Source organism: Ruegeria profundi, assembly GCF_049800715.1.
Classification (GTDB): domain Bacteria; phylum Pseudomonadota; class Alphaproteobacteria; order Rhodobacterales; family Rhodobacteraceae; genus Ruegeria; species Ruegeria profundi_A.
The window spans coordinates 216,245-238,917 of sequence record NZ_JBNAFO010000005.1; the positions used below are offsets into that span (position 1 = coordinate 216,245).

General features: G+C 58.6%; 26 protein-coding genes and 1 tRNA gene. 19 read left to right on the forward strand and 8 right to left on the reverse strand.

Annotated features, from left to right (window positions below; genetic code table 11):
* Window positions 1–828 carry a helix-turn-helix domain-containing protein gene (locus ACP15L_RS10740; protein ID WP_425084143.1) on the reverse strand — a complete coding sequence of 276 codons (828 nt, stop codon included), beginning with the start codon at window positions 826–828 and terminating at the stop codon, window positions 1–3.
* 165 nt (window positions 829–993) lie between these two features.
* Between ACP15L_RS10740 and ACP15L_RS10745 the strand changes: the two genes are divergently transcribed.
* A tRNA-Thr gene (locus ACP15L_RS10745) sits at window positions 994–1,069 on the forward strand.
* A 194-nt stretch (window positions 1,070–1,263) separates the two neighbouring features.
* Here ACP15L_RS10745 and ACP15L_RS10750 read toward each other — a convergent pair.
* Complete coding sequence (locus ACP15L_RS10750) at window positions 1,264–2,739, reverse strand: NAD-dependent succinate-semialdehyde dehydrogenase (RefSeq protein ID WP_170667917.1); 1,476 nt, start codon at window positions 2,737–2,739, stop codon at window positions 1,264–1,266.
* Between the two features lie 261 nt (window positions 2,740–3,000).
* On the opposite strand from ACP15L_RS10750, the gene ACP15L_RS10755 reads away from it, so the two are divergent.
* From ACP15L_RS10755 to ACP15L_RS10795, 9 genes are all read left to right on the forward strand, one after another.
* Window positions 3,001–4,080 carry a hypothetical protein gene (locus ACP15L_RS10755; RefSeq protein ID WP_170667918.1) on the forward strand — a complete coding sequence of 360 codons (1,080 nt, stop codon included), beginning with the start codon at window positions 3,001–3,003 and terminating at the stop codon, window positions 4,078–4,080.
* Window positions 4,081–4,331: 251 nt separating this feature from the next.
* Window positions 4,332–5,450, forward strand: a complete 1,119-nt coding sequence (locus ACP15L_RS10760) for a hypothetical protein (protein ID WP_425084144.1) — start codon at window positions 4,332–4,334, stop codon at window positions 5,448–5,450.
* 57 nt (window positions 5,451–5,507) lie between these two features.
* Complete coding sequence (locus ACP15L_RS10765) at window positions 5,508–7,439, forward strand: ATP-binding protein (protein ID WP_425084145.1); 1,932 nt, start codon at window positions 5,508–5,510, stop codon at window positions 7,437–7,439.
* Window positions 7,439–7,750, forward strand: coding sequence for a hypothetical protein (locus ACP15L_RS10770; protein WP_425084146.1), 312 nt, complete (start codon window positions 7,439–7,441; stop codon window positions 7,748–7,750). Before ACP15L_RS10765 ends, ACP15L_RS10770 begins: the two co-directional genes overlap by 1 nt.
* Complete coding sequence (locus ACP15L_RS10775) at window positions 7,747–7,875, forward strand: hypothetical protein (protein ID WP_425084147.1); 129 nt, start codon at window positions 7,747–7,749, stop codon at window positions 7,873–7,875. The genes ACP15L_RS10770 and ACP15L_RS10775 overlap by 4 nt, the downstream gene beginning before the upstream one ends.
* Window positions 7,872–8,516 (forward strand): hypothetical protein, encoded by a 645-nt coding sequence (locus ACP15L_RS10780; RefSeq protein ID WP_425084148.1) that lies wholly within the window; start codon window positions 7,872–7,874, stop codon window positions 8,514–8,516. The genes ACP15L_RS10775 and ACP15L_RS10780 overlap by 4 nt, the downstream gene beginning before the upstream one ends.
* A complete protein-coding gene (locus ACP15L_RS10785; RefSeq protein WP_425084149.1) occupies window positions 8,513–9,850 on the forward strand; it encodes a DUF6638 family protein in 1,338 nt (445 codons plus the stop codon). The genes ACP15L_RS10780 and ACP15L_RS10785 overlap by 4 nt, the downstream gene beginning before the upstream one ends.
* Before the next feature lies 1 nt (window position 9,851).
* The gene (locus tag ACP15L_RS10790; RefSeq protein ID WP_170379920.1) at window positions 9,852–10,118 is read left to right on the forward strand and encodes a hypothetical protein; all 267 of its coding nucleotides are present in this window, start codon (window positions 9,852–9,854) and stop codon (window positions 10,116–10,118) included.
* 10 nt (window positions 10,119–10,128) lie between these two features.
* The gene (locus tag ACP15L_RS10795; protein WP_425084150.1) at window positions 10,129–10,773 is read left to right on the forward strand and encodes a DUF1523 family protein; all 645 of its coding nucleotides are present in this window, start codon (window positions 10,129–10,131) and stop codon (window positions 10,771–10,773) included.
* 24 nt (window positions 10,774–10,797) lie between these two features.
* Here ACP15L_RS10795 and ACP15L_RS10800 read toward each other — a convergent pair whose 3' ends face one another.
* The 6 genes from ACP15L_RS10800 to ACP15L_RS10825 form a co-directional block, all read right to left on the reverse strand.
* Window positions 10,798–11,892: a flagellar basal body P-ring protein FlgI gene (locus ACP15L_RS10800; RefSeq protein ID WP_425084151.1), complete on the reverse strand. Its 1,095-nt coding sequence runs from the start codon at window positions 11,890–11,892 to the stop codon at window positions 10,798–10,800.
* Window positions 11,889–12,896: a flagellin gene (locus ACP15L_RS10805; RefSeq protein WP_425084152.1), complete on the reverse strand. Its 1,008-nt coding sequence runs from the start codon at window positions 12,894–12,896 to the stop codon at window positions 11,889–11,891. Before ACP15L_RS10805 ends, ACP15L_RS10800 begins: the two co-directional genes overlap by 4 nt.
* A gap of 2 nt (window positions 12,897–12,898) precedes the next feature.
* Window positions 12,899–14,350, reverse strand: a complete 1,452-nt coding sequence (gene flgK / locus ACP15L_RS10810; protein WP_425084153.1) for a flagellar hook-associated protein FlgK — start codon at window positions 14,348–14,350, stop codon at window positions 12,899–12,901.
* A 27-nt stretch (window positions 14,351–14,377) separates the two neighbouring features.
* Window positions 14,378–15,673, reverse strand: coding sequence for a flagellar hook protein FlgE (locus ACP15L_RS10815; RefSeq protein ID WP_425084154.1), 1,296 nt, complete (start codon window positions 15,671–15,673; stop codon window positions 14,378–14,380).
* Between the two features lie 91 nt (window positions 15,674–15,764).
* A complete protein-coding gene (locus ACP15L_RS10820) occupies window positions 15,765–16,604 on the reverse strand; it encodes a flagellar motor protein MotB (RefSeq protein WP_425084155.1) in 840 nt (279 codons plus the stop codon).
* Window positions 16,605–16,691: 87 nt separating this feature from the next.
* Window positions 16,692–18,029 carry a FliI/YscN family ATPase gene (locus ACP15L_RS10825; RefSeq protein ID WP_425084156.1) on the reverse strand — a complete coding sequence of 446 codons (1,338 nt, stop codon included), beginning with the start codon at window positions 18,027–18,029 and terminating at the stop codon, window positions 16,692–16,694.
* Window positions 18,030–18,116: 87 nt separating this feature from the next.
* Between ACP15L_RS10825 and ACP15L_RS10830 the strand changes: the two genes are divergently transcribed.
* From ACP15L_RS10830 to ACP15L_RS10870, 9 genes are read left to right on the forward strand one after another with little or no spacing between them, the layout of a single operon-like run.
* The gene (locus ACP15L_RS10830; RefSeq protein WP_425084157.1) at window positions 18,117–18,506 is read left to right on the forward strand and encodes a FlgB family protein; all 390 of its coding nucleotides are present in this window, start codon (window positions 18,117–18,119) and stop codon (window positions 18,504–18,506) included.
* A 12-nt stretch (window positions 18,507–18,518) separates the two neighbouring features.
* Window positions 18,519–18,905 (forward strand): flagellar basal body rod protein FlgC, encoded by a 387-nt coding sequence (gene flgC, locus ACP15L_RS10835; protein WP_170479807.1) that lies wholly within the window; start codon window positions 18,519–18,521, stop codon window positions 18,903–18,905.
* A gap of 12 nt (window positions 18,906–18,917) precedes the next feature.
* Window positions 18,918–19,208 carry a flagellar hook-basal body complex protein FliE gene (fliE, locus tag ACP15L_RS10840; RefSeq protein WP_170463000.1) on the forward strand — a complete coding sequence of 97 codons (291 nt, stop codon included), beginning with the start codon at window positions 18,918–18,920 and terminating at the stop codon, window positions 19,206–19,208.
* A 3-nt stretch (window positions 19,209–19,211) separates the two neighbouring features.
* Window positions 19,212–19,484 (forward strand): flagellar biosynthetic protein FliQ, encoded by a 273-nt coding sequence (locus tag ACP15L_RS10845; RefSeq protein WP_425084158.1) that lies wholly within the window; start codon window positions 19,212–19,214, stop codon window positions 19,482–19,484.
* Entirely contained in the window at window positions 19,484–20,194 is a 711-nt protein-coding gene (locus tag ACP15L_RS10850; RefSeq protein ID WP_425084159.1) for a flagellar hook-basal body complex protein, read from the forward strand. The genes ACP15L_RS10845 and ACP15L_RS10850 overlap by 1 nt, the downstream gene beginning before the upstream one ends.
* A 15-nt stretch (window positions 20,195–20,209) precedes the next feature.
* The gene (gene flgG / locus ACP15L_RS10855) at window positions 20,210–20,995 is read left to right on the forward strand and encodes a flagellar basal-body rod protein FlgG (protein ID WP_425084160.1); all 786 of its coding nucleotides are present in this window, start codon (window positions 20,210–20,212) and stop codon (window positions 20,993–20,995) included.
* Window positions 20,995–21,411, forward strand: a complete 417-nt coding sequence (flgA, locus tag ACP15L_RS10860) for a flagellar basal body P-ring formation chaperone FlgA (RefSeq protein WP_425084161.1) — start codon at window positions 20,995–20,997, stop codon at window positions 21,409–21,411. The genes flgG and flgA overlap by 1 nt, the downstream gene beginning before the upstream one ends.
* On the forward strand, window positions 21,411–22,142 hold the full coding sequence (gene flgH / locus ACP15L_RS10865; RefSeq protein ID WP_425084162.1) for a flagellar basal body L-ring protein FlgH: 732 nt from the start codon (window positions 21,411–21,413) through the stop codon (window positions 22,140–22,142). The genes flgA and flgH overlap by 1 nt, the downstream gene beginning before the upstream one ends.
* Before the next feature lie 9 nt (window positions 22,143–22,151).
* Complete coding sequence (locus ACP15L_RS10870) at window positions 22,152–22,673, forward strand: flagellar basal body-associated protein FliL (protein WP_425084163.1); 522 nt, start codon at window positions 22,152–22,154, stop codon at window positions 22,671–22,673.

Genomic DNA, 22,673 nt, shown 5'->3' on the forward strand with positions numbered 1-22,673 from the left:
TCAGTCTCCGACAGAGGTTCTGCCGATGTCATCGACAGCAGATTGTAGGGCGATCCGGTCAAGGCTTTCGACCGGCAAGGAGGTGAACGCTTCGATCCGGCGCTTCAGCGCGCCATAGGCGTTTTGAAAGGCAAGGCTTTTCTCGGCATCGGTTCCGGTGGCTTTCACCGGGTCTTCCATGCCCCAATGGCCGCTGATCGGTTGGCCTTCCCAAGCTGGGCACTCTTCGTTCGCGGCTTGATTGCAGACGGTAAAGACAAAATCCATTTCCGGCGCGCCTTCGGTTGCAAATTCCGACATATGCTTGGAGCGCAGGACCGAGGTATCGTGACCCTTGTCCTGCAGCACTTGCACGGCAAAGGGGTTCAACTCGGATGCGGGCTGCGTTCCGGCGGAAAAGACGGTGAACCTGTCATCTGCCAACTCGCGCAGCAGGGTTTCGGCAAAGATCGAACGGGCGGAATTGCCCACGCATAGAAACAGGACGTTGAACTTGCGGTCAGTCATGTCTTCATTTCCTTGTGTGAAAGGCATGCAGATATCGGGACGACCCCGGCAGCAATCGACAACCAGAAAATCCAGCATTCTCTGCACTTTAGTCATATTGACGGAATAAAGCAGGGAAGTGCCTGAGCGTTCCTGAGTCACCAGCCCGGACCTTTGCAGCGCACTCAGGTAATTCGACATGGTGCTGGGTTTGATATCCAGCTCCGAGGCCAGCTCACCCGCGGGCACGGTGTCAGGAAACCGTCGCATTAACATGCGAAAGACAGTGATGCGTTGCGGATGGCCCAGAATGGCCAGCTGATCGGTAATCTCTTCTATCATATTTCATGAATTATGGAAATATATCTTGGTGGTCAACCGGGAAACCTGTTTTGTCACAGAACTTTCATGAAGCCTCAGCGCGCTGATCCGGGCTTGCAGGCGCAGACCTGACGAATTAAAGAAGCCTTCGCATCTTTCCGAATTCAGTTTCGGAAGACCAACGGTGCCGCTGTAGCTCAGCTGGTAGAGCACGTCATTCGTAATGATGGGGTCGGGGGTTCGAGTCCCTTCAGCGGCACCACCTATGTCTCAACATTCATCCCTGCTACAGGGAATACCCGAGACGCGCGAAGTGTTGAGACGCGCGCATGCCTTACGATCCGCCCACCTACGCGCATCTTCGTTCTGTTTTGGGGAATGGTGAAATGTCAGATGCGTCGTGCCCTATCGTATAAACTGCCCCCTCAACGCGATGAGAGGGGGCAGTCTTCCTGTTCAGACCGACAGGCAGACGTATTTCATTTCCATATAGTCTTCCATGCCGTGGTGGCTGCCTTCACGGCCTAGGCCGGATTGCTTGACGCCGCCGAACGGGCCCAGCTCGGTCGAGATGATGCCGGTGTTCACGCCGACGATCCCGTACTCCAGTGCCTCAGCCACCTTGTATACACGGCTCAGATCCTTGGCATAGAAATACGAAGCCAGACCGAAGATCGTGTCATTGGCCATGGCGATGACGTCATCTTCGTCCTCGAACTTGAACAAGGGTGCTAGTGGGCCAAAGGTCTCGTCCTGCGCGACCATCATGTCCTGAGTCACGCCGGTCACGATCGTGGGTTGGAAGAAAGTGCCACCCAGATCATGAGGCAGACCGCCGGTCAAAACCGCGCCGCCTTTGTCGGTGACATCCTTGATATGCTCTTCGACTTTGGCCACTGCGTCGTCGTTGATCAAGGGGCCGGTGGTTGTGCCAGCGCTCAGTCCGTCGCCGACTGTTAGCGCCTCAACCGCAGCTTTCAGCTTGGCGGCAAAGGCATCGTAGACGCCGGCCTGCACGTAAATACGGTTGGCGCAGACACAGGTCTGGCCGTTATTGCGGAACTTGCACAGCATCGCGCCTTCGACGGCTGCATCCAGATCGGCATCGTCGAACACGATAAAGGGCGCGTTGCCGCCCAGCTCCATCGAGCATTTCATGACCTGATCGGCGGCCTGACGTAGCAAGATGCGACCCACCTCGGTCGATCCGGTAAAGGTCAGCTTGCGCACGCCCGGGTTCTCGCAGAACTCCTTGCCGGTCTCGCTGGCCTGAGTCGATGGCACGACGTTGAAGACACCCGCAGGTACGCCCGCCTGCTCCGCCAGCAGCGCCAGAACCAGGGCTGAAAGAGGGGTCTCTGTCGCCGGGCGCGCGACAAAGGCGCAGCCAGCGGCCAGTGCCGGGCCTGCCTTGCGGGTGATCATCGCGTTGGGGAAGTTCCACGGCGTGATCGAAGCCGCCACGCCGATCGGCTGTTTCATCACCATGATCCGCTTGTCGCGCTGATGGCCGGGGATGGTCTCGCCATAGACCCGCTTGGCCTCTTCCCCGAAGAATTCTATGAAAGAAGCCCCATAGCCGATTTCGCCAACGGCCTCGGCCAGCGGCTTGCCTTGCTCAGCGGTCAGGATCTTGCCCAGATCCTCGGCGTTTTCCATCATCAAGTCGAACCAGCGGCGCAGGATGGCGGCACGTTCCTTACCAGTCAGCTTGGCCCATTCCTTTTGTGCGGCTTCGGCCTGCGCGATGGCGCCTGCGACTTGCGCGCGGCTGACATCTGCAACTTCGGCAATCACGTCCCCGCGTGCGGGGTTGGTCACTGTGAACGTGCCGTTATCGCCATCCACCCATTGGCCGCCAATATAGGCTTTGGTTACCAGAAGGTCGGGATTCTTCAGCAGGGATTTCAGATCGGTCGTTGCGTCCAGCATGGGTCAGCCTCCGGCAATATTTGTGTTGCGCGCACCCAAGCAGGTGTCATGCGCTTTGTCTATGTCCATTGTCGCGCGGCGATGAACCCAGTTGTGCCTCTTTTCCACTGCGAAGCGACTTTGGTTCCCCGCCGGTGCCATATGGCTTTCATTTCTCTTGGGAGTTTGCGACAGTTTTCGAAATTTCCGAGCGATAGGGGATGTAAATGCGTGTTACATTACCTATCTATATAGAAATATAAAGAAAAAGGGATAGCATAGATGTCGAACCAGCAATTTGAGGCATTGATCAAAGAGACTCAGTCCAAGGTGCGTGAGTCGCAATCGCAGATCGAAGGCCTGACATCACGTATCGAGGCCGCACGCGCCAAAATCGGTACGGCCGAGGCGGATATCGACATCGAAAACGCCACGCTTGAGGATGTGCATACCCATACCGAGGTGATGAACGCCAATATCGCTGAGTTGATCATGGGGCTGGACGATGTCACCAGTGCGTTTTCTAAGGATTTCGACGAGATGCGCTCGAAAACCGGGTGGGAATCGTTTGTTGGCATATTCTCGAAAGGCAAATCCGAGTCGATGCGGCAGGAGCGGATGCGCACGGCCAATATTGACGACAAACTTCAGGACCTGATCGCCAAATCCGACGTGATCGTCAAACTGCTGGAGGGGCAACTGTCCGTGCTGGAAGAGCAGCGCGTAAAGGTCGAGGACAACCTGACCGTCACGCTGGACGACCGTGAAGCCACCGTTGCAGAGCTCGAGGCGCTGCGGGTCGAGATTCAGGGCATGGACCCGACGATCATCACCTTGGAGAACAAGATCAGCGTCGAACAGGACGCCGCTGCGCGTACCCAGCTGGAAACCGAGCTGGCCGAGCTGAACAAGCAATACAACGCCAAAGTTCAGGAAGAGCAGGTGAAGTTGGCCAAGTCACAGACGCTGGAGCGCTATATCGAAAAGGGCAAGACCTGGGTTGATTCATTGCAGAACCAGGCGGCGACGCAGATGGTGCTGATCAACAAGCTGCAGACAGACACGCAACAGCGCGTGGTGCTGTATGACGCGCTGACCAAATCGCTGAAAACCGCTCAGCAGCAGGACGTCGCCCACCGCATCAACGAGATCGGCGTGCAGACGGATCAAGAGGCGCAAACCGCCATGGCCGCCATCGGCACCGCAACCAACCAGAAAATGGCCGACATGCTCGAGGCGCATGAGGACCACATGGTCTTTGCCCGCGACGTGCTGGAGAAAAAGGCCAAAGCAGATGAACGCTTTGCCCGCCGGTTCGCCTCGATTGTCGAAAAGCATGATAAGAATTTGTATGGAGGGTGAGGACTCAATCCGTTCGCCGCTAAAGATGCTAAGTTCAGCAGTGGGCGTTGCGCTCTTTGGGGCGCTTCTCATCCTATTCGGGTACCTGACCCAATTGATTCCAGCATACCTTGGTCCCGACCTGAGGTTGATGATGTTCTTCGTACCATTGGTCTTCGCGCTTGGATCCTTTGGAGTTTCAGCCGTATTTGCAGTCTGGGGCGCGCTTTGGTTGGCATTCGAGGTATTCCTTCTATTGGTCGGTAATCTAAATGAATAACCCAACCCAAGACCATGTCGGCCTGACCGACACCTTCGCCTCGCGCCGGTATTTCCGCAAATTCGAGGTGATCACCGTCCACCTCCTGCGCGTGGCCGCGACGATGGAGGCTGAGGGCGCGATCAGTAAGCAAGAGGTGCGGATCGTGTCGCGCTACCTCTCGGGGTTGCTCTACACCTTCCGTGCGCTCAGCATGAAATACCTGCTGGTCGGGCGCGATACGGGGCGGTTCTTCGGCAGCCTCGCCATGGACAAGCGCGACAGCGGCTTTCCGGTGGCGGCCGAGTTGCTGACCATGGCCAATGACGCGCAGCAGGCTCAGGTGCATCTGGCGAATATGCCCTCGGAAGATGATCTGAAAACCGACATGGTGCGAACGATCATCGGCGACCAGGAAATCCCGACCAAGCTGCAATTCGCCCTGTCCCAAAGGCTCTACTATGAAGAATTGCTGAAAGGTCAGCTTTTCTGGGCGCGCAACGATCCCGAATGCCACTGGATCGGGAATGAGGGTGAACGGCGCAAGTTCATGATCCATTGGGCGGTCTATGACAGCCAGATCAATCTGCCGGTCATCTACCTGATGCAGTTGGAGGATAGCGGCAAGACGGCGCTGCCCAAGGATCAACGCCGCTGGCCCGAGGTGCAGGCGCATCTGATGGCGCAATCCTTAGGCGGATTGAAACTGGTGACCATCGCCAAAGGGTTCGATCAGGATTTCGACGACCTGCATCCCAAACACCTGCGCCGCATTCATGTGGGGCCGATGTATTCCTCGGCCTTTACCGAGCAATCCGGCCCCTTGCGGCAGGTGCTAGAGGACGCGCAGGCGCCCGAGGGGCAGGACTGGGCGCTGGCATGGACCACCGAAGAACTGGAAAGCGAAGAGGTGATCGAGGAACGCGCCGGGTGGTTCTCGACCGTCGAGCGTGAGGTGTTTGCGCTGGACCCGTTTGGCGGGCAGGGGGCCGAGACCGGAGCGACGCGCACGCAGCGTTCGATCATTCTGCCTCAGCGTCCGTTTCAGGTTCTGGCAGAACGAAACCCTCCTGGTTTTGCCGATGTGCGCAAATTCGTGGTCAGCAAATCGGGGCAGGTGTTGCGCTATTAGAATTTTTGCCTCCGGCGGAGGTATTTTTGAACAGAAGAAGAATGGGCGGTTTTTGAGATGAGTTTGACGTCAGATCAGATGGAATTGCGCGAAGACGATATTCGCAAGCATTACCCGGCGGCGACCGCCTTGTTGAACGGGTTCGAACACGCGCCGCGGATTGCGAAACCCGTTGAAGTGGCGGTAGAGCGGTCATCGGGCGTGTCCACTGGACGGCGGTTTCGATCGACCACGCCGGGATTGGTGACACGTCGCACTGTGCGAGCGGATGGGGTGCATCTGGTTGAGCGCATCGAGGCTTCGGATGATGGTGATACGCTGGTCTCGCCCCCTCAGGCCACCGCGCAGCAGGCCATTCGGCGCGCAATTGCCATCGCTCTGGCCGTGGCCGAAGCCTATGCTGATCAGACTCCGTTGACCGATTTGAAGCGGGCCAATCTGGCGGGGGATTTGCCTGTCGCGCGCAAGACCGAGTTTTCGGAACTGCTGACGGCTGAGGCGCTGGTGACGTCTCATGTGCTGGGCAACGCGCTGGCTTATCTGATGTCGTCCCTTCTGGGCGAGACCACTGTCGATATCGGTGAGATCGAAGAGGTTCTGACCGACAACGGCCAGCTTGCCCTGCACGGAGCCTTGTGGGAGCTGGATCAGGTGCTGGCCAAACACGCCCCCGACGACGCGCATCTGATCGCCGCCATCAGCGCCTATGCCGAGCAACTGATGGACAAGGTCGCCCTGCGTGCGCAATCCGCTGGCCATCTGGCCCCTTTCCAAAACGCGGCCTGGCATATCGAGGCCGACGATCTGACGATCCGGGGGTTTGAGCCGGCCTCTAAGGCCAAATCCACCACCCTGACCATGACGTTCAAGAAACCCAACGAGGTGGTCGGCAACCATATCGCCAAGTATCAGGCGATGAAGTTGGCCAAGATGCTGATGGCCTATGACTTCGACCGTCGCCTGAACCCGTTCGCGGAACTCGGCGGGTTTATCTTTACCTTCATGGGCGACGGCAAGCCGGGTACGGGCAAGACCACTCTGATCCAGATGATGGCAGGGCTGATCAACGACTATTGCCAGAACGCAGGCTATCCGTTCCGCTATCAGAACCTCAGCACCGACAATATCGACAGCTATCAGGGTAAATCCGGCCAGAACGCCAAGGCGTTTATCAACACGATCATCGACCCCTCTGTCATCGGTTTCGGCACGATCGACGATATCGACCAGCTTGCGGGCAAACGCGGCGACCGGCAGTCCTCGGCCGGGCAGCTGGAAATCACCGCCGTGCTGATGGAAAGCTTTGCCGGCGCCAACACCGTTGTCCGCGGCAACTGCACCTTTGGCATGTTCTCGAACTATCCCGAGAACGTGGACGACGCCCTGCGTCAGCGTGCCGGAGCACGGTTTCTGGTGGACGGGCCGCAAACGCGTGAGGACTATATCGACATCCTGCACCTGCTGATGGGCCGCAACCACGACATCCCGTTGGGCGAACACGAAGCCTATGCCGCGCAGGAGATCAAAAAGGCCGTCGCCGCCAGTTTTGAAAGCCACGCACGCCCGCATGAGGACGCCTTGTTGCAGGTCTATGACCGGGTCTCCGGCGAGATCGGCCAGATGGACACGATCGCCAAGCTGGGCACCTATCTCAAGGCGATCCAGCAGGCGGATGAGCGGTTCACTGGTCGTGCGATCAAGAACATCACCGACGCGGTCAAGGTCCGCGCGATGGACTTCGAACTGCCCGACGAGTGGATGGAGAACCCCGACCTGTTCCTGTTCCGCGACTACGACACCAAGAAAGCCATGATCGAGGACCTGCGTCAGCCGATCACGGTTGAGATGGTGCTGCAGGAAATCAACCGCTACGCCGACAGCGAGTTCCGCTATGCCGACAAGAGCGACGAGGTCGCCATCGAGAACGCGGTGCGAGAGATGGGTCGGATGGAAGAGGCCAAGCGGCGGTATTTGGAGGGGAAGGGATAGTGCTCGTCTACGCGATTTCCGGTCTGGCACTTGTTCTAGGTCTGATCCTGCCTCTGCGCTGGGGCGTGATCGGATTTCTGGCCGCTGTGGCGGTGCTGTTTCTAACCCAGTTCGGTCTCAATGCGGGCAGCGGATTCGAGGGCACCTCATGGGAAGAGTCCCTGATCCTGTTTGAAGGCAGCGTGGTGTCTTACCTTGGGTTCAACCTGCAGATTACGGCGCGGGCGTTTGCATTGCCGTTGTTGGCGTTGGCGGTTGTTGTTGTTTGGCGTTTCAAGAGGGTGGGATCAGACAGGTGTCACGCAAGATGAAAACCCAATTCAATTGCGAGTTCCGCTGTGCCGACACGAGCGACGAGGTCGCCATCGCAAACTCGGTACGAGAGATGGGTCGGATGGAAGAGGCCAAGCGACGTTGTTTGGAGGTGAAGGAGTGACTCCTCTAGAGTGGACTGACCTTATTAGAAACTCGGCGTTGACTATTGCCAGCTTACTTGGCGCCGGTATTGGTTTCGCCGGTTTGAGGTCCTGGAAGGCCCAGAAACGTTGGGAACGCGACAATGAGCTAGCCCGCCGTTTCCTACTATCGCTAATTAAATACCAATCCGCGATAAAAGAAATGAGATTTAGGACCGTGCGTCCGACTTTGGTGCCTCAAATAGAAACCCCACGCGTGCTTAGAAAGTCGAAAGAGGACTCTTTCGATGAAGTTGGTTTCTTCAAAGAACTTGCGGAACACGTCGTTAAAAAATCTGATACCGCTAGAGACCTGAAAATTGAATTCGAGACGGTATCCTTGGAAGCTAGGGCTATTTGGAATTGGCCTGAAGATGCCCACATCAACAAGCTGTTTGCACTCCATGCTAAACTTCTTACCGGGCTTGAATGGTATCTTAGTTTCGATGACCCTTCTGCAGATGAATTGGATCGGAAAGAGGCGGGTGAAATTTTCGAAAAATATGGCGACGTGGTGATTGAGCCAACCAGAGTTGTAGATCAATTCCAAAAAGACCTTGAGGCGGTGATTTCAGATTTGGAGATGTTCTTGAAGACCAAATTGGACGTGTCAAAGCTATGATCCGCCTCATCGAAAAAGGCCTGATGTTCGGCAACCTCGTCCACATCTCCAGCCCGGCTCTGGTGGAGCGGTACAACCGCGCGTTGCAGCATCTTGCGGGCAAGACCACGGCACTGACGGATTTCCATGTCGATATCTCGGGCTATTCGCCGGAGGTGGGGATTGAGCTGGACGACCCGCTCTACCTTAACCCCAATGGGGTCAACCGGCAGTTCATCCTGCTGACGACCGAACAAAAACGCGCGCCTCTGCTGAACGTCAAGTTTTCAACCTCGCGCGATATTCTGCGCGAGTTTATCGAAATGAACGAGGCGCAGCTGTTTGCCCTGACCGCCACCGATGCGGTAGCCGGAGAGTTGGTGAACTCGGTCTTCAAACTCACCACGGCCAATGATCTGCTGAACCTGCGCAAGATCGAGATTGAGGCCGACACAGCTGGCGGCACCCTTCGCAAGGCCGAGCAGCTGGCGGGCATGGTCGAACAGTTCAAAACCGCCGAGGATGCCTGGTTCGATGACGTGCTGATCGCCCGGATGATCGAAACCGCGAAGGAAACCGGAGACGTCACCCGCAACCCGGTCCACCTCCGTCACGCGGCGTTTGAGCAGCGCAACTTCTGGACGGCACATTTCGGCGGGCTGTACCTGTTTCCCGACATGGATCACCCGGCGGCGATCTGCATGGGCGAAAAAACTGACGATCTGAAAATCAAGTACACGTTTGACCCGTCCCAAAGGAACCAGATTGCCAAATTCCTCGACTATAACGATCTGGTCGAACCCATAGTGAAGGCACGCGGCGTGGATGCGGCGGCAATCCTTCAGCAAAAGATGGATTTTCTGACCGTTGCCGCCGCCGCAGATGCTGATGTTGATCTGATGGGGCTGGATCGCCGCGATATGAGGCGTTTGGCGCGAAACCACTCGGATCGCTTGCCCGAGGCATATCACGGTCTCGCCCAACTCTTGCGCTGGGCGACGGATGGGGGGCCTTGGCCGCGGATCACCTCGGACCATCCGGCGTATTTCTACACGTTGCGCGCCGCGGATACGCCGTACCGCGATTTGGTGAATATGTTGCTGTCCGAACTGGCTCCGCTGGACCCCCGCCAGATGTTCATCTGTCACAAAGAGCTGTTCTACAAAACCTATGCCACGTGGCCCGAGGCCAAAAAGGCCTATGTTGCCGAGTTTCTGGCCCGCGAGTATCAAGTGGATAAATCCGGTGCCCGTGCGGCTCTGTTCGGTCATGAACCGGACATGAGCGGAGAAGATCGTGTCAGCGATACAATCATCGCGCGGGTCGGACCTTGGGGCGCCGTCGGGAGGAGTTGATATGTTTGGAGCGATGCGCCTGTTTCTGGTCCTGCTGGTTCTGCAGACAATTGCCTATTTCGCGCTGTCGCTTTATTCGCGCGGCGTCCGACGTCGCAAGCTTGAGACGTGGTGGGACGAGAAGGGCAAACAGGGAAACAAAGAGGCCTTTGTGGAACGCGGGCTGCACGTCTATGACAATTCGTTCCGGCGCAAACTGATCCTGGCGGTTTATATTGTCCCTTGGGTGGCAATCGGCGCATTGATCTACATCGTGAATTATATGTGAGGGTTACAGCATGGCCTATGTGAAATGGGCATTCATTATCATCTTCTGGGGCACCGTCGCTGTGATCCTGCAATACTCGCTGCCGCAGCATGATGTTGTGCGCATCGTCAACACCTATGAAGAACGGCAAGATCTGAACGACTGGACCCGTATTTTCTGGTCCGAGCCCGAAGACCAATCTGCCAGCCTGTCGAACCGCGACGTGCAGTTTATCCAGGCCGTCCGTGCTAACGGGAAGCCCATCGTCTATCGGAACGAGGATACCGGCTGGGGCTGGCCGTTCTATTTCAAGTTCGACACCGCCAACCTGTACACCGAGGCCAATGACGCGATCTCGGACAAGAACAACCCCGACTGGGTTGTTGTAACCCATTATGGCTGGCGCAATGAGTTCATGTCTATCTTCCCTAACGCCGTCTTTATCAAACCGGTCGACGGGCCGGACGTGCGGATCATCCCGTGGTTCAACATTGTCTTCCTGACGGTCTTTGCTGCCATTGTCTGGGCGCTTTGGGTACGCTGGCGCCGGTTCCGTCAGGCTCGGATCGACCCAATGCTCGAGTCGATGGAAGATGGGATCTATGCCGCAGGCGACGCTATCGATGAACGGCGCGGTCGTTTCCGCCGTTGGCTGGATAGTTGGAAATCAAAATAGGGGCCCGACCCGTGAAGGGGGCCTCTATCGTACGATGAATTCGGCATGCAGGGCGCCCGCGGCTTTGATCGTTTTCAAAATGTCGATCATGTCGCGCGGCGAAACCCCCAGGGCATTCAGGCCTGCCACGACCTCAGATAAGGTGGTGGCTTCTGGGATTTCGGCCAGGCCGGTGCCTTCTTCCTCTTCGATGCCGGCGAAGGTTCTGGGGACCACTACGGTCTCTCCGTCAGCAAAGGGGTTGGGTTGAACCGCGATCGGAGCCTCCTCTACCGTCAGGGTCAGGTTGCCTTGCGACACCGCGACCCGAGATATCCGAACCTCTTGCCCCATGACGATCGTGCCCGAGCGCTGATCGACCACAACGCGGGCCTTGGTTTCAGGCTCAACTAGGATGTTTTCGATCCGACCGATTGCATGCGCTGTCGACGCGGACTGAGTGGCCGCGATGTTCAGCTCAACGGTTCCGGAATCGCGCATGATGGCCACGGCGCGGTTGAATTCGCGGTTGATGGCCGTTTCGATCCGGCCCGCTGTCGTAAAATCAGGCTCACGCAGGGCCAACCGCATTTGGGTCAGGGTAGACAAGTCAAAGTCGATCTCGCGCTCGACCCGCGCGCCGGATGGGATCACGCCCGAGGTCGGAACGCCCCGGACGACGGTCGCGGCCTCACCCTCAGCCGATGCACCACCTGCCAGCACTGTGCCTTGGGCAACAGCGTAGATCTGCCCGTCCGCCGCGTTCAGCGGGGTCATGATCAGCGTGCCGCCCAACAGGCTACTTGAATCCCCGATGGCCGAGACAGTGACGTCGATCTGCCCTCCGACCCGCGAAAACGGGGGGAGGCTGGCCGTCACAAGGACGGCGGCCACGTTCTTGGGGCGAAAATCCTCGCCATTCACATTCACGCCCAGCCGTTCGAGGATGTTGGACATGATCTCTTCGGTGAAGGGGGAATTCCGCAACCCGTCGCCGGTTCCATTCAGGCCGACGACCAGGCCGTAGCCGACCAGATCGTTGCCGCGCACCCCATCGAAATCAACCAGATCTTTCAGACGGATTGCGCCGGCGAACGCAAGGCTGGGCATCAGAGCCAGAAGAAAAACAATAACCCTCATCTCAGGAAATTCACAAGTGAGAGGTTCGCATTACGAACGGTGACGGAATAGAGGCTTTCCAATTGGAACTGCACGGCCTGAAGCTTGGTGGCCGTTTCATAGGGATCGGCCTCAATCAGGGCGTTGCGGGTGTATTCCAGACTGGTGCGCGCGGCGGCGTTTCGGCTTGTCGCCTGTTCGACACGCGCTTCGGCTGCACCGACCTCGGCCCGCAAAATGACCGTATCATCCTGAGCATTTGCCAAGGCAACACCCAATTGCTTGAACAACCCGGTGCGCTGATCGTTTGGCACCGCCAAAGCGTCGTCGGCAACCAGTGCGGCGACAGCAACTTCCCTGAGCGCCGCCTTCAGCGTTGGGTCCGTTGCCGTGATATCGAGAGTAATGCGTTCATTCTCGGCAATCTGCATGGACGGCAGTGCAGCGTTCGACCCTTGGTAGATGACCGCGTCAAAACCTGCTGGGTCGTTGAACCAAGCCTCGGCTGCGTTGCGAATATCGGTCACGGTCACCAAGCCCGTCAACTCAGCCTCAAGCGCGGTCAGCAAGGTCTCGGCCGAGGGCAGCGGAGAGACATCCGTCGCAGTGCCTGAAAACAGGCTGCGGCCGCCAATCCGGGTGTTCAGCGCGGACATCATAGTGTCCAACTCATTCCGGGCCTGGACCGAGGCTTGTTCATGCGTCACGGCGTGGTTTGCCGTCCCAAAGGCCAGCAAAGTTGCCGTCATCTCGCCAGTTGAGTCACTGAACACGCCAAGGCTTTGCTGCATGGAGTCCGTGAATAATTCGGCCTCGGCGGTAGCAATGCCGAACGCGTCCAGACGTGCCAGACTGCGATCCAGATCAAGGAGATGTGCGTAGTCACCGCCCAAATGGCCGGACACGTCTTGCACCCGCCCGGTCGACATTTCGTAGGACAGGGTTTCGATCTGTTGTTTGATCTCGGCCGACCGGGTCTGCAAGGTCAGACCGCGCGCGAGATCACCTATGGATGTCAAAGTCATGTTTACAACCTCAGAAGGGTTTCCATCAGCTCATCTACGACCGAGATGAGGCGGGCATTGGCGGCATAGGCCTGTTCGATTTGCATCAGCCGCTGCAATTCCTGATCGGTATCCACGCCCTGTTCGACTTCCAACTGTGCCATCTGCTGCTGCGCGCCGGTGGCAAAGGACCTGCGTTGATCCGCAACATGGACGTTTGCCCCAACGCGGGACATCATTGCTTCGGTGATTTCTGCGGCGCGCATGGTGCCGGTGCCAAAGAGCGCGCCTACCACCGGGCGGGCTGAGTCCAATATTGCGCTGAACGCCTGCAATTGGCTCGAGTCGCCGGGGTCATTCGGAGCGGCAGCACCCAATCCCGCGCGCAGCCTCCAGCTGTCGCCACCTGCATCGGGATCAACGCTAGAATTCAGGCTGATCCGTGACGCGAGGCCTGTGATCGCGGTTGGATCAAGCCGGTTGCCTGCATCGGTGAACAGCCCGGGGTCGGTCGCCAGAAGCGTCGGGTCCAGCCCGGGTGTTTCAAAACGCTCTACCAGATCGCGGGCGACAGTGTCGAGCTGGACCTGCGCCTTGGGCGCAAGCTGATCGCGGATTTCGAACTGCGCAGCCAAAGCTCCGCCTCGGATTTGCGCGGTGTCCCCGCCGGTTCGGACCGGGTTGCCGTTCATTTCCAACCCCGACAGCAGTCCGTTGGCCACGGTCATATGCGGTTGGGTATCGCCAGTGGTGGTAAAAGAAAATTCGGCGGCCTTTCCTTCAAGCAGGATCAGCCCGCCGTCAGAATACAGCGAGACACGGTCAATGTCGCGCGGCACGACATTCACCGGGATCAGTTCGTTCACCTGATCGATCAGAACCTGCCGCTGATCCAGAAAGGCGTTGATGTCGCCGCCAGAATGTCGGATCGCCGGGATTCTGGCATTCAGGTCTTCGATATCCTTGAGGGTTTGGTTCAGGCTTGCAATTTGCGCCCCGATCGTCCGATCAGCATCCGAGCGCAATTGGCGCAGACCTTCGGAGGCTCGGTCCAGGCTGGCTGCCAGATCGCGTCCGCTGCGGGCCACTTGATCCAGTCGTTCGACCGAATCCGGTAAGCTGGTCGCCGTGATCAGGCTGCTTTCAAATCCGACCAATCGGTTCGAGATTGATGTCGGGTCCTCGGGCGTGCCCACAAACCCCTCGAAGCGCGTGTGAAAGTCCGATTTGGCAGAGTGATGGGCCAGATCGGCGTCGGTGGCGCGGCGATTGGCCGTCAGAACCGGGTCCTGATGTCGAATGATGCCTGCGGTGCGGACGCCATTGCCTGAAATCAGGCTGGTGGTCAGCTCCAGTGAGCGTTTTGCGTAGCCGGGCGTCAGGGCGTTGGCGATGTTTCCGGAAACGACCGACGCGCCCCGGCTGGTGGCGGTCAGACCGGTCATGGCGTTGTTCAAAGCTGTCGACAGGTTCATCCGACGGGTCCTTTCCGAGGGTCAAAGTCAGCGTTTGATATTGGTGGTTTCCTGCAGCATCTCATCGACGGTCTGGATCACCTTGGCGCTTGAGGAATAGGCACGCTGGGTCTTGATCATCGAGGTCAGCTCGGTCGCGACATCCGTGGTGGATTCCTCGCGCGCAAAGGATACGAGGTCACCCGTTGGACCCTCGCCTGCATTCCACAGGAAGAACGTGCCGCTCTCACGCGACGGTGCGTAGGTTTGGCTATCCAGCGCGGTCAGGCCGTTTGGGTTTGGGACATCTGCCAGAGGGATCTGGAACATGCGGCGGCTGACGCCGGTGTCGTAGAAGGCGTAGACATATCCGTTTTCGTCAACCTGAACGCTGGTCATCGTTCCCACCGCTGACCCGTCGCGCGTGATCGAGACGGGGGCGAAGGTGTCCGACAATTGCGTGATCCCATCCGCATCGCCGATCTGGCCGATATTGATCTCCATCGGGCCGCCCGCGACGTTCACAACCACGCTGCCGGTTGCCGGATCATACGCGCCACCTGTTACCGGAGTGACCGTGGCAAGCGTACCGCCTGCGGTCCGGCTGTCAGTGAAGGTCAGAGTGTATTCGCCGATCACCGCCCCGCCTGACGCTGAATCGCGCATGATCATGGTCCATTCATTACTGGACCCTGTTGCCGGCACGGTCGGCACCAGCTCGATATCGACGCTTTCGGATTTGCCAAGGTTGTCGAAGTATTCAACAGACAGGGGCTGTGTATCACCTGGCGCGCCCGCATCTGTGGCAGTGGCGGGCAGGTTCATGCGCAGGTTCATCTGTGTTGTTGGGGCACCCGACAGCTGATTCACACTTAGTTGAATGGGCTCGAGCGCAGCTGGCGTATCCCTCGGCACAGCAGGGATCGAACCATCCGGATTCGCACGCCAACCGAGAAGCACCAGGCCCGACTCTGTCACCAGATACCCCTGATCATTGGTGCGAAACGACCCGGTGGTGGTCAGTAGCATCTCATTCGAGCCGCCTACAATCTGTGAGCTTGGCTGCACCGGTAGCATACCCCGCCCGCGCACGGCCAAATCGGTCGAGTTGTTGGTAGTGACCAGCGAGCCACGTTGATCGATCAGCCGCTGGCTTGTGGTGCGCACACCACCGGCGGAATAGCTACCCCCCTGGCCCGAGGTGACCATGGAATGAAAATCCGTCTCCACCCGCTTGTAGCCGTAGGTCGAGGAGTTGGCGATGTTGTCTGAAATCGTAGCCAGCCTGTTGGCATTGGCCTTCAACGCGGCCACACCGGCATTCAGCGAAGAGGAAATGGTCATTGGCACGCCCTTCTGTTGCGTCAATCGTTGATGCAACAGGTAACGCGCTGGGCCTTAACAGCGCGCTAACAGGTAAAATGCCACCTATCCTTTAGCCATTTCGCAAAAAGATCACCTCGATCCGGTTGTTGCGAACGGCCATGGGATTGCTGTTCGACAACTCTCGGTCCGCGTGCCCGGTCACCCGGTCAAGCCGTTGTTCTAAAAAACCTTTATCCTCAAGAAGCTGCCGAACAACCTGCGCCCGCGCGGTGGACAGATCCCAAGCCGGGTTGTCGGCCAGAACCACTGGAGACGCGCTGACATGCCCTTCGACGGCGACGTCATTGCGCACGAGATCCGATGATCGGGCCACCAACAGAGCAAGCGCGCGCATCATCGTGGTGGGCTTGTCTGTTCCCGATTCGAACAGAGGCTGATCCTCGGTGGCGAACAGTTCTACCACCAACCCTTCGTCGGTGACTCGCGTGACGATGTGCTTCAGCACCTTGTCCGACACCATACTCTCGCCCGTGCGTCCCAAAAGCTGCGCTTCGAGTGTCGAGAAATCCTCGGTCGTTCCCTTACCTGCGCCGTCGGCATCCACCCCGGTGGAGCCGCGCGCCTTTCGGGCATCGGTCGGGAAACGGGCGCTTGCGCCCGATCCGTCCATCACCATCGTTTTCTCGGAAAACATGTTGTTGCCGCCAAAGGCCCCATCGCCCCCACCCGAGACCGGATTCACCGGAATCGTTGGCGAGAAATAATCCGCCAGCCCTTTGCGTTGTTTTTCGGTCGTTGCATTCAGCAGCCACATCAACATGAAGAAGGCCATCATGGCCGTGACGAAGTCCGCATATGCGACCTTCCACGCGCCACCGTGATGGCCATCGCCACCTGATACACGCTTCTTCTTGATGATGATTGGCGCCGCATTGGTTTGCGCACCCATCTCCACCACCTTTTTATCACCCAGTTACAGGCGTAGCAGTGCAGGTCTTAAGGGCGACTTAACACTTAAAATGCTTCGGATTTCGCCTCATCTCGGCAAGCCTGCCGACGCCCTGCGCAGGATCAGGGACAGCCGGTTGAAACTGTTCTCAATACCCTCCGGATCGGTTTTGCCAAAGAAGCTGTCCAGCTCATCATGAACACGCACGGCCTGATCCAACAGCGGGTCCGAACCCTCGGCATAGAGACCGGCCCGGATCATCACCTCGGACTGCTCGTAGCTGCCCACAAGTTTGCGGGTTTCCGAGATCATCTGGTTCTGCGCCTCGGTCGCGGCAACGGGCAGGCTGCGCGATACCGACCGGCTGAGGTCGATCGCGGGGAATCGCCCGCGCTCGGCGATGTCGCGGCTCAGGACGATATGACCGTCCAGAACGCCACGCAGGATATCCGCAACGGGTTCGTCCATATCGGAACCAGCGACCAGAACGCTGAAAACAGCCGTGATGTCGCCTTGAGCCTGTGTGCCCGGACCGGCGCGCTCACACAGATTGGCGATCAAAGGGGTCACCGACGGTGGGAACCCGCGCAGCGAGGGGAATTCCCCCATTGCCACGGCGATTTCACGATGCGCCTCGGCAAAACGCGTGACCGAATCGGCCAGGAACAACACGTTGAGGCCCTGATCTCGCAGATACTCGGCCACCGACATCGCTGACCACGCGCAGCGGCGACGGGCCAGAGCGGACTGATCCGAGGTCGCCGCAACGACAATAGCGCGTTTCATCGCCTCGGGCCCCAGCGCATGGGCCACGAATTCATTCACTTCGCGCCCGCGTTCCCCGACCAGAGCCACGACAACCGCATCCGCCTGCATCGACCGGGCCAGAGTCGCCAGCAGCGTCGATTTCCCAACGCCCGAGCCAGCGAAAAGGCCAACGCGCTGGCCCTGCACGATCGGCAGCATGGTGTTAAGCACTGCCAGGCCCGTTGCCATCCGTTCACCCAGCGGTTTGCGCTCCACAGCGGGCGGAGGAGGTTGCACAATGTCCCGCGCCTGCGCCCCCGGCAGCAGCGGTTTTCCGTCCAGCGCCCGGCCAAACGGGTCAATGACCCGACCTAACCAATGCATCCCCGGCGCAAACTCGGGCGAGGCCTTCAGGCTCACACGGTCGCCAAGGCTGACGCCATCGGGCGCAGAGCCGGGAATCATGTGGATATGCTCGGCCCCCACATGCAGAACTTCGCCCTCAAGATCGGGACCCGCGCGGCGGTGGAGCGTCAACAGGTCACCGATTCGCGCGTGGTCCGTCAGGCCGCTGACCTCGATCACCCCATGCGCCACGCCGGAGACAAGGCCCACATGGCGCACCGCAGACAGCCTGTCGAATTCGTATTTCAGAAGCATCGGATCGAGATCGGACATTGTGGGTTCTCCAACTGGGTTCTGAAAACGGTTTCTAAAGGAATCGGGGTTAAGCCTTGATTGAAATTGATCGAGGGAGAAGCCCCGATGTTCTCTGACCTGAACGTCTTTAAGACAGCGTACGCAATGGCAACCCATGCCGGACAACGGCAGGCCGTCATTGCGCGCAACATGGCCAACGCTGATACGCCGGGCTACCAGCCCCGCGATATCGAGGCCTTCAAAACCGCATTCGAAAACACCTCGGCTAAGACCGAAATGACCGCCACCCGGCAAGGTCATCTGAACGGCAGCAGCCCAACCGGGCAGAACTGGGCCGAGTATGAGGCTGAGCCGCACGGTGATCCCAATGGCAATGGCGTTTCGCTGGAAGGCGAGATGCTCAAAGCGATTGAGGTCAAGCGCCAGCATGACCGCGCCCTGGCGATCTATCGCTCGTCCATTGGCATTCTGCGCACCAGTCTGGGCCGCGGGTAAGGAGCGTTTGATATGAGCGATTTTTCCCATTCCCTGTCTGCCTCGGCCAGTGCTTTGCGCGCGCAAGCGGCCCGCTTGCGGCACGTGTCCGAGAATATCTCGAACGCGGATACGCCCGGATACCGGCGTAAAACCGTCCCTTTTGAGACCGTCCAGCAGGATGGAAAAGCGATGGTTCAGGCGGGCCGCGTGCAGCTGGATCGCCGCGACCTGTCTCGCATTCACGACCCGAGTCATCCGCTTGCCGATGAAAGCGGGCACTACCTCGGCTCGAATGTCGATCTGATGATCGAGATCGCAGACGCGCGTGAGGCCCAGCGAAGCTATGAGGCCAATCTGAAGATGTTCGATCAGACGCGGCAGATGTCGTCGTCACTTATGGAATTGCTTAGAAAATAAAGGAGAACCAGAATGGATATCCGATCCCTGACCGCCGCACAGAACTATACTGTCGCCCGCCCTGCAACGCAGGCCAATCCCGACCATGAAGGCATGGCACAAGGCCTGCGTTCAACGTTTCAGGACTTTGCCACAACCCTCAAGCAAAGCGAGCAGATGTCGCAGGCCGCGATGACCGGGCAGGCCGACCCGCATGCGCTGGTGCAGGCTCTGGCCCAGACGGAACTGGCCGTCGAAACCGCCGTGATCGTCCGAAACAAGGTGGTCGAGGCCTATCAGGAAATCCTGAGAATGCCGGTCTGAGCCATGCTGAGCGAAGGTCTTTTCTACGATATCGTCCGTCAGTCGCTTTGGGTCGCGGTGATCACCTCGGTCCCGATCCTGACGGTGGCGCTGATCTCGGGCCTGATCGTAGGTCTGTTTCAGGCCCTCACCTCGGTGCAGGAGATGACGCTGACCTTCGTGCCCAAACTGATCGCCATCGTTGTCGTGTTCTGGATTTCGATGGGGTTCATGACCCAGACACTTGTCACGTTTTTCACGGGAACCCTGGTTCCGCTGATCGCAGGAGGTCGCTGATGGATACCGCCTATGTCACCCTGTCCCGCCAATCCGGGCTGATGAATGAAATGCGGCTGGTGGCGAATAACATCGCCAATGCCAACACTACCGGCTATCGCGCGCAGGGGCTGGTGTTCTCGGAATTTGTCCGCGACATGCCGGGTAATCCGTCTCTGTCCATGAGCCGGGCCGAGGCGCGCAATACCTCTCAACAGCAAGGGGTCCTGACCGAAACCGGAGGGCAGTTCGACTTTGCTATCGAAGGGGACGGTTTCTTCATGGTTGAAACACCCGAAGGCAACCGGCTGACCCGTGCGGGCAGCTTCTCCCCCAATGCTGAGGGTGACTTGGTCGCTCCGGATGGCGCGCGAGTGTTGGACAGCAATGGCTCGCCGGTTTTCATCCCGCCCGACGCGGCCTCGATTGATGTGGGCGCCGACGGAACGCTCAGTGTCGAGGGGCAATTGCTTGGACAGATCGGGGTCTACCGGGTCGAAGACCTCAAGGATCTGGTGCGTGAAGGCAATGCGCGGTTCAGCGCGACAGGCAATATTGACCCCGTTGATGAGCCGGTTGTCCTGCACCGATTTCTCGAAGGTTCGAATGTCAACGCCATCGCTCAGGTGACTCGGCTGATCGAAATCCAGCGCGCCTACGAATTGGGTCAGAGCTTTCTCGAAACCGAACATGAACGGGTACGCGGCGCGCTCAAGGCGCTGATGCGCTAAGAAAGGAGATATCCCATGCGGGCATTGAAAATCGCAGCGACAGGTATGACCGCACAGCAAATGCGGGTCGAGACGATCTCGAACAACCTCGCGAATATGAACACTACCGGATACAATGCGCGCCGGGCCGAGTTCGCGGATCTGCACTACCAACAGATGGCGCGGGCCGGGGCGGTCAATGCGTCCGATGGGACGGTGCTACCAACGGGTATTCAGTTGGGTCTGGGCGTTCGCCCGGCCGCTGTGACAGTGCAGCTGGCACAAGGGGCCGTGTCGGCCACGGGCAATGATCTGGACGTGGCCATTGAAGGGCGCGGCTATCTTGAGGTGACGCTGCCCAACGGTCAGGCCGCCTTTACGCGCGATGGCAGTTTGAAACGCTCGGCCGAAGGGCTGATCGTGACATCGGACGGGTTCGCCGTCTCACCCGAGATCACAATCCCGGACGATGCACGGTCCATTTCGATCAATGCCTCAGGCGAGGTCTACGCCTATTTCGACGATGTCCCCGAAGGCCAACGCCTGGGTGAGTTGACCTTGACCAGTTTCTCAAACGCCAAGGGCCTGGAGGCCATTGGCAGCAACCTGTTCAAAGAGACCGAGGCTTCCGGCGCGCCGGTGCAGGGCGTCCCTGGCGAGGACGGTTTGGGCACATTGCGGCAGGGATATCTCGAGGACAGCTCGGTCGATGCTGTGCGCGAGGTGACCGAACTGATCGAGGCCCAGCGGGGCTATGAAATGAACGCCAAGGTCATCACCGCCGTCGATCAAATGATGAGCGCAACGACGCAGGTGCGCTGATGCGTGTGTTGCTGCTTGGCCTGACCCTGATGGTGCCGGTTGGAGCCCTTGCCGAGATCGTGGTGCCGACCCGGACGATCCGCGCGAAAGAGATCATCTCGCCCGAAGATCTTGAGACAAAGCCCCGCGATCTGCCGGGGGCTGTAACCGATGCGAATGCACTGGTCGGGCAGGAGGCTCGCGTTGCGCTCTATCCTGGCCGCCCAATTCGCGCGGCGGATGTCGGTCCGCCCGCGCTTGTGGATCGCAATGATCTGGTCGTTCTGGTGTTCAGCAGCCAGCCGCTGTCGATCACCACCGAAGGCCGCGCGCTGGGCCGGGGCGCGGTGGGGGACCGAATTCGTGTAATGAACCTGTCCTCGCGGACAACAGTGACGGGCCGGATACGGTCTGATGGTCAAATCGAGGTAAAGTGATGTCACGATTGTCAAAACCCCTTCTTCTTGCGGTACTTGCGATTTCGGCCTGCGGGCGATTGGATCACCTGGGCAAACCGCCCAGCTTCACCCCGACCGAGGATTCGCCGGAACAGGTGGCGATGCTGTGGCCGGGTCTGCCTTTGCATACTCAACCGCAGCGAACGGTGGATCGGTCGTCGCTTTGGAGTGGGGGGCAGCAGTCGCTGCTTGGTGACCAGAGGGCCATCAAGAAAGGCGATATCCTGACCGTCGTGATCGAACTGGACGAAGAGGCTGAGATTTCGAACAACACCAACAGGTCGCGGTCAGGATCTGAAAACCTGTCCGTGCCGAACTTGCTTGGACTACCGCAAAGGGCACAGGATAAACTGCCCGAAGGGGCCTCGTTCGACGAGGCCGTTGGGATCGAATCTGAGGCCTCAAGTTCCGGCCGCGGATCAGTGCGGCGGAATGAGAAACTGACCCTGCGCGTGGCCGCAACGGTGGTTGACGTGCTGCCGAACGGAGTTCTCTCGATCTCGGGCGCGCAAGAGCTGCGGGTGAATTTCGAACTGCGAGAACTGCTGGTGGCAGGTTATGTGCGCCCGCAGGATATCTCGCGCAAGAATGAGATCACCTATGACAAGATTGCTTCGGCACGTGTGTCCTATGGTGGTCGCGGGCAGATCACGGATGTGCAACAGCCGCGCTACGGCCAGCAGATCCTCGATACCGTTTTGCCGTTCTAAGGGGCTCTCATGATCAAGAAACTGCTTCCCGTGATCCTTCTGGTCGTTGGTACGGGCGCCGGCATCGGCGCCGGGACCTTCCTTGGGTCCGGTGAACCGAAGAAAGAGACTGAGGGGACTGAAAAGGTTGAAAAGGCCGATAAAGAAAAAAAGGAAAAACCCACCGAGTCCAAGGAAAGGGACAAAGGGAAAAAAGGTGAGGGCGGAGGCTTCGAATACCTCAAGCTCACCAAGCAATTTGTCGTGCCGATTGTGGAGGATGAGGAGATCTCAGCCCTCGTCACCATGTCCCTGAGCCTTGAAGCGAACTCGGCCATCACCGAAACCTTTTATGCGATCGAGCCCAAGTTGCGGGACGGTTTTCTGCAAGTATTGTTCGATCACGCCAATACCGGAGGGTTCGACGGTGCTTTCACGCATTCCGACAACCTCGGCACCTTGCGAAAATCTCTGCTTGAGGTGGCGAAGAAGGATCTGGGCGACGATGTCTCCAAGGTTTTGATCATGAGTGTCAGCCGCCAGGATACCTGA

What these genes read in the sequence shown, in the direction of transcription:
- ACP15L_RS10740 (WP_425084143.1), bottom strand. Translation starts at nt 828, where the DNA reads ATGATAGAAGAGATTACCGATCAGCTGGCCATTCTGGGCCATCCGCAA.
- ACP15L_RS10750 (WP_170667917.1), bottom strand. Translation starts at nt 2,739, where the DNA reads ATGCTGGACGCAACGACCGATCTGAAATCCCTGCTGAAGAATCCCGAC.
- ACP15L_RS10755 (WP_170667918.1), top strand. Translation starts at nt 3,001, where the DNA reads ATGTCGAACCAGCAATTTGAGGCATTGATCAAAGAGACTCAGTCCAAG.
- ACP15L_RS10760 (WP_425084144.1), top strand. Translation starts at nt 4,332, where the DNA reads ATGAATAACCCAACCCAAGACCATGTCGGCCTGACCGACACCTTCGCC.
- ACP15L_RS10765 (WP_425084145.1), top strand. Translation starts at nt 5,508, where the DNA reads ATGAGTTTGACGTCAGATCAGATGGAATTGCGCGAAGACGATATTCGC.
- ACP15L_RS10775 (WP_425084147.1), top strand. Translation starts at nt 7,747, where the DNA reads ATGAAAACCCAATTCAATTGCGAGTTCCGCTGTGCCGACACGAGCGAC.
- ACP15L_RS10785 (WP_425084149.1), top strand. Translation starts at nt 8,513, where the DNA reads ATGATCCGCCTCATCGAAAAAGGCCTGATGTTCGGCAACCTCGTCCAC.
- ACP15L_RS10790 (WP_170379920.1), top strand. Translation starts at nt 9,852, where the DNA reads ATGTTTGGAGCGATGCGCCTGTTTCTGGTCCTGCTGGTTCTGCAGACA.
- ACP15L_RS10795 (WP_425084150.1), top strand. Translation starts at nt 10,129, where the DNA reads ATGGCCTATGTGAAATGGGCATTCATTATCATCTTCTGGGGCACCGTC.
- ACP15L_RS10800 (WP_425084151.1), bottom strand. Translation starts at nt 11,892, where the DNA reads ATGAGGGTTATTGTTTTTCTTCTGGCTCTGATGCCCAGCCTTGCGTTC.
- ACP15L_RS10805 (WP_425084152.1), bottom strand. Translation starts at nt 12,896, where the DNA reads ATGACTTTGACATCCATAGGTGATCTCGCGCGCGGTCTGACCTTGCAG.
- flgK (WP_425084153.1), bottom strand. Translation starts at nt 14,350, where the DNA reads ATGAACCTGTCGACAGCTTTGAACAACGCCATGACCGGTCTGACCGCC.
- ACP15L_RS10815 (WP_425084154.1), bottom strand. Translation starts at nt 15,673, where the DNA reads ATGACCATTTCCTCTTCGCTGAATGCCGGTGTGGCCGCGTTGAAGGCC.
- ACP15L_RS10820 (WP_425084155.1), bottom strand. Translation starts at nt 16,604, where the DNA reads ATGGGTGCGCAAACCAATGCGGCGCCAATCATCATCAAGAAGAAGCGT.
- ACP15L_RS10825 (WP_425084156.1), bottom strand. Translation starts at nt 18,029, where the DNA reads ATGTCCGATCTCGATCCGATGCTTCTGAAATACGAATTCGACAGGCTG.
- ACP15L_RS10830 (WP_425084157.1), top strand. Translation starts at nt 18,117, where the DNA reads ATGTTCTCTGACCTGAACGTCTTTAAGACAGCGTACGCAATGGCAACC.
- flgC (WP_170479807.1), top strand. Translation starts at nt 18,519, where the DNA reads ATGAGCGATTTTTCCCATTCCCTGTCTGCCTCGGCCAGTGCTTTGCGC.
- fliE (WP_170463000.1), top strand. Translation starts at nt 18,918, where the DNA reads ATGGATATCCGATCCCTGACCGCCGCACAGAACTATACTGTCGCCCGC.
- ACP15L_RS10845 (WP_425084158.1), top strand. Translation starts at nt 19,212, where the DNA reads ATGCTGAGCGAAGGTCTTTTCTACGATATCGTCCGTCAGTCGCTTTGG.
- ACP15L_RS10850 (WP_425084159.1), top strand. Translation starts at nt 19,484, where the DNA reads ATGGATACCGCCTATGTCACCCTGTCCCGCCAATCCGGGCTGATGAAT.
- flgG (WP_425084160.1), top strand. Translation starts at nt 20,210, where the DNA reads ATGCGGGCATTGAAAATCGCAGCGACAGGTATGACCGCACAGCAAATG.
- flgA (WP_425084161.1), top strand. Translation starts at nt 20,995, where the DNA reads ATGCGTGTGTTGCTGCTTGGCCTGACCCTGATGGTGCCGGTTGGAGCC.
- flgH (WP_425084162.1), top strand. Translation starts at nt 21,411, where the DNA reads ATGTCACGATTGTCAAAACCCCTTCTTCTTGCGGTACTTGCGATTTCG.
- ACP15L_RS10870 (WP_425084163.1), top strand. Translation starts at nt 22,152, where the DNA reads ATGATCAAGAAACTGCTTCCCGTGATCCTTCTGGTCGTTGGTACGGGC.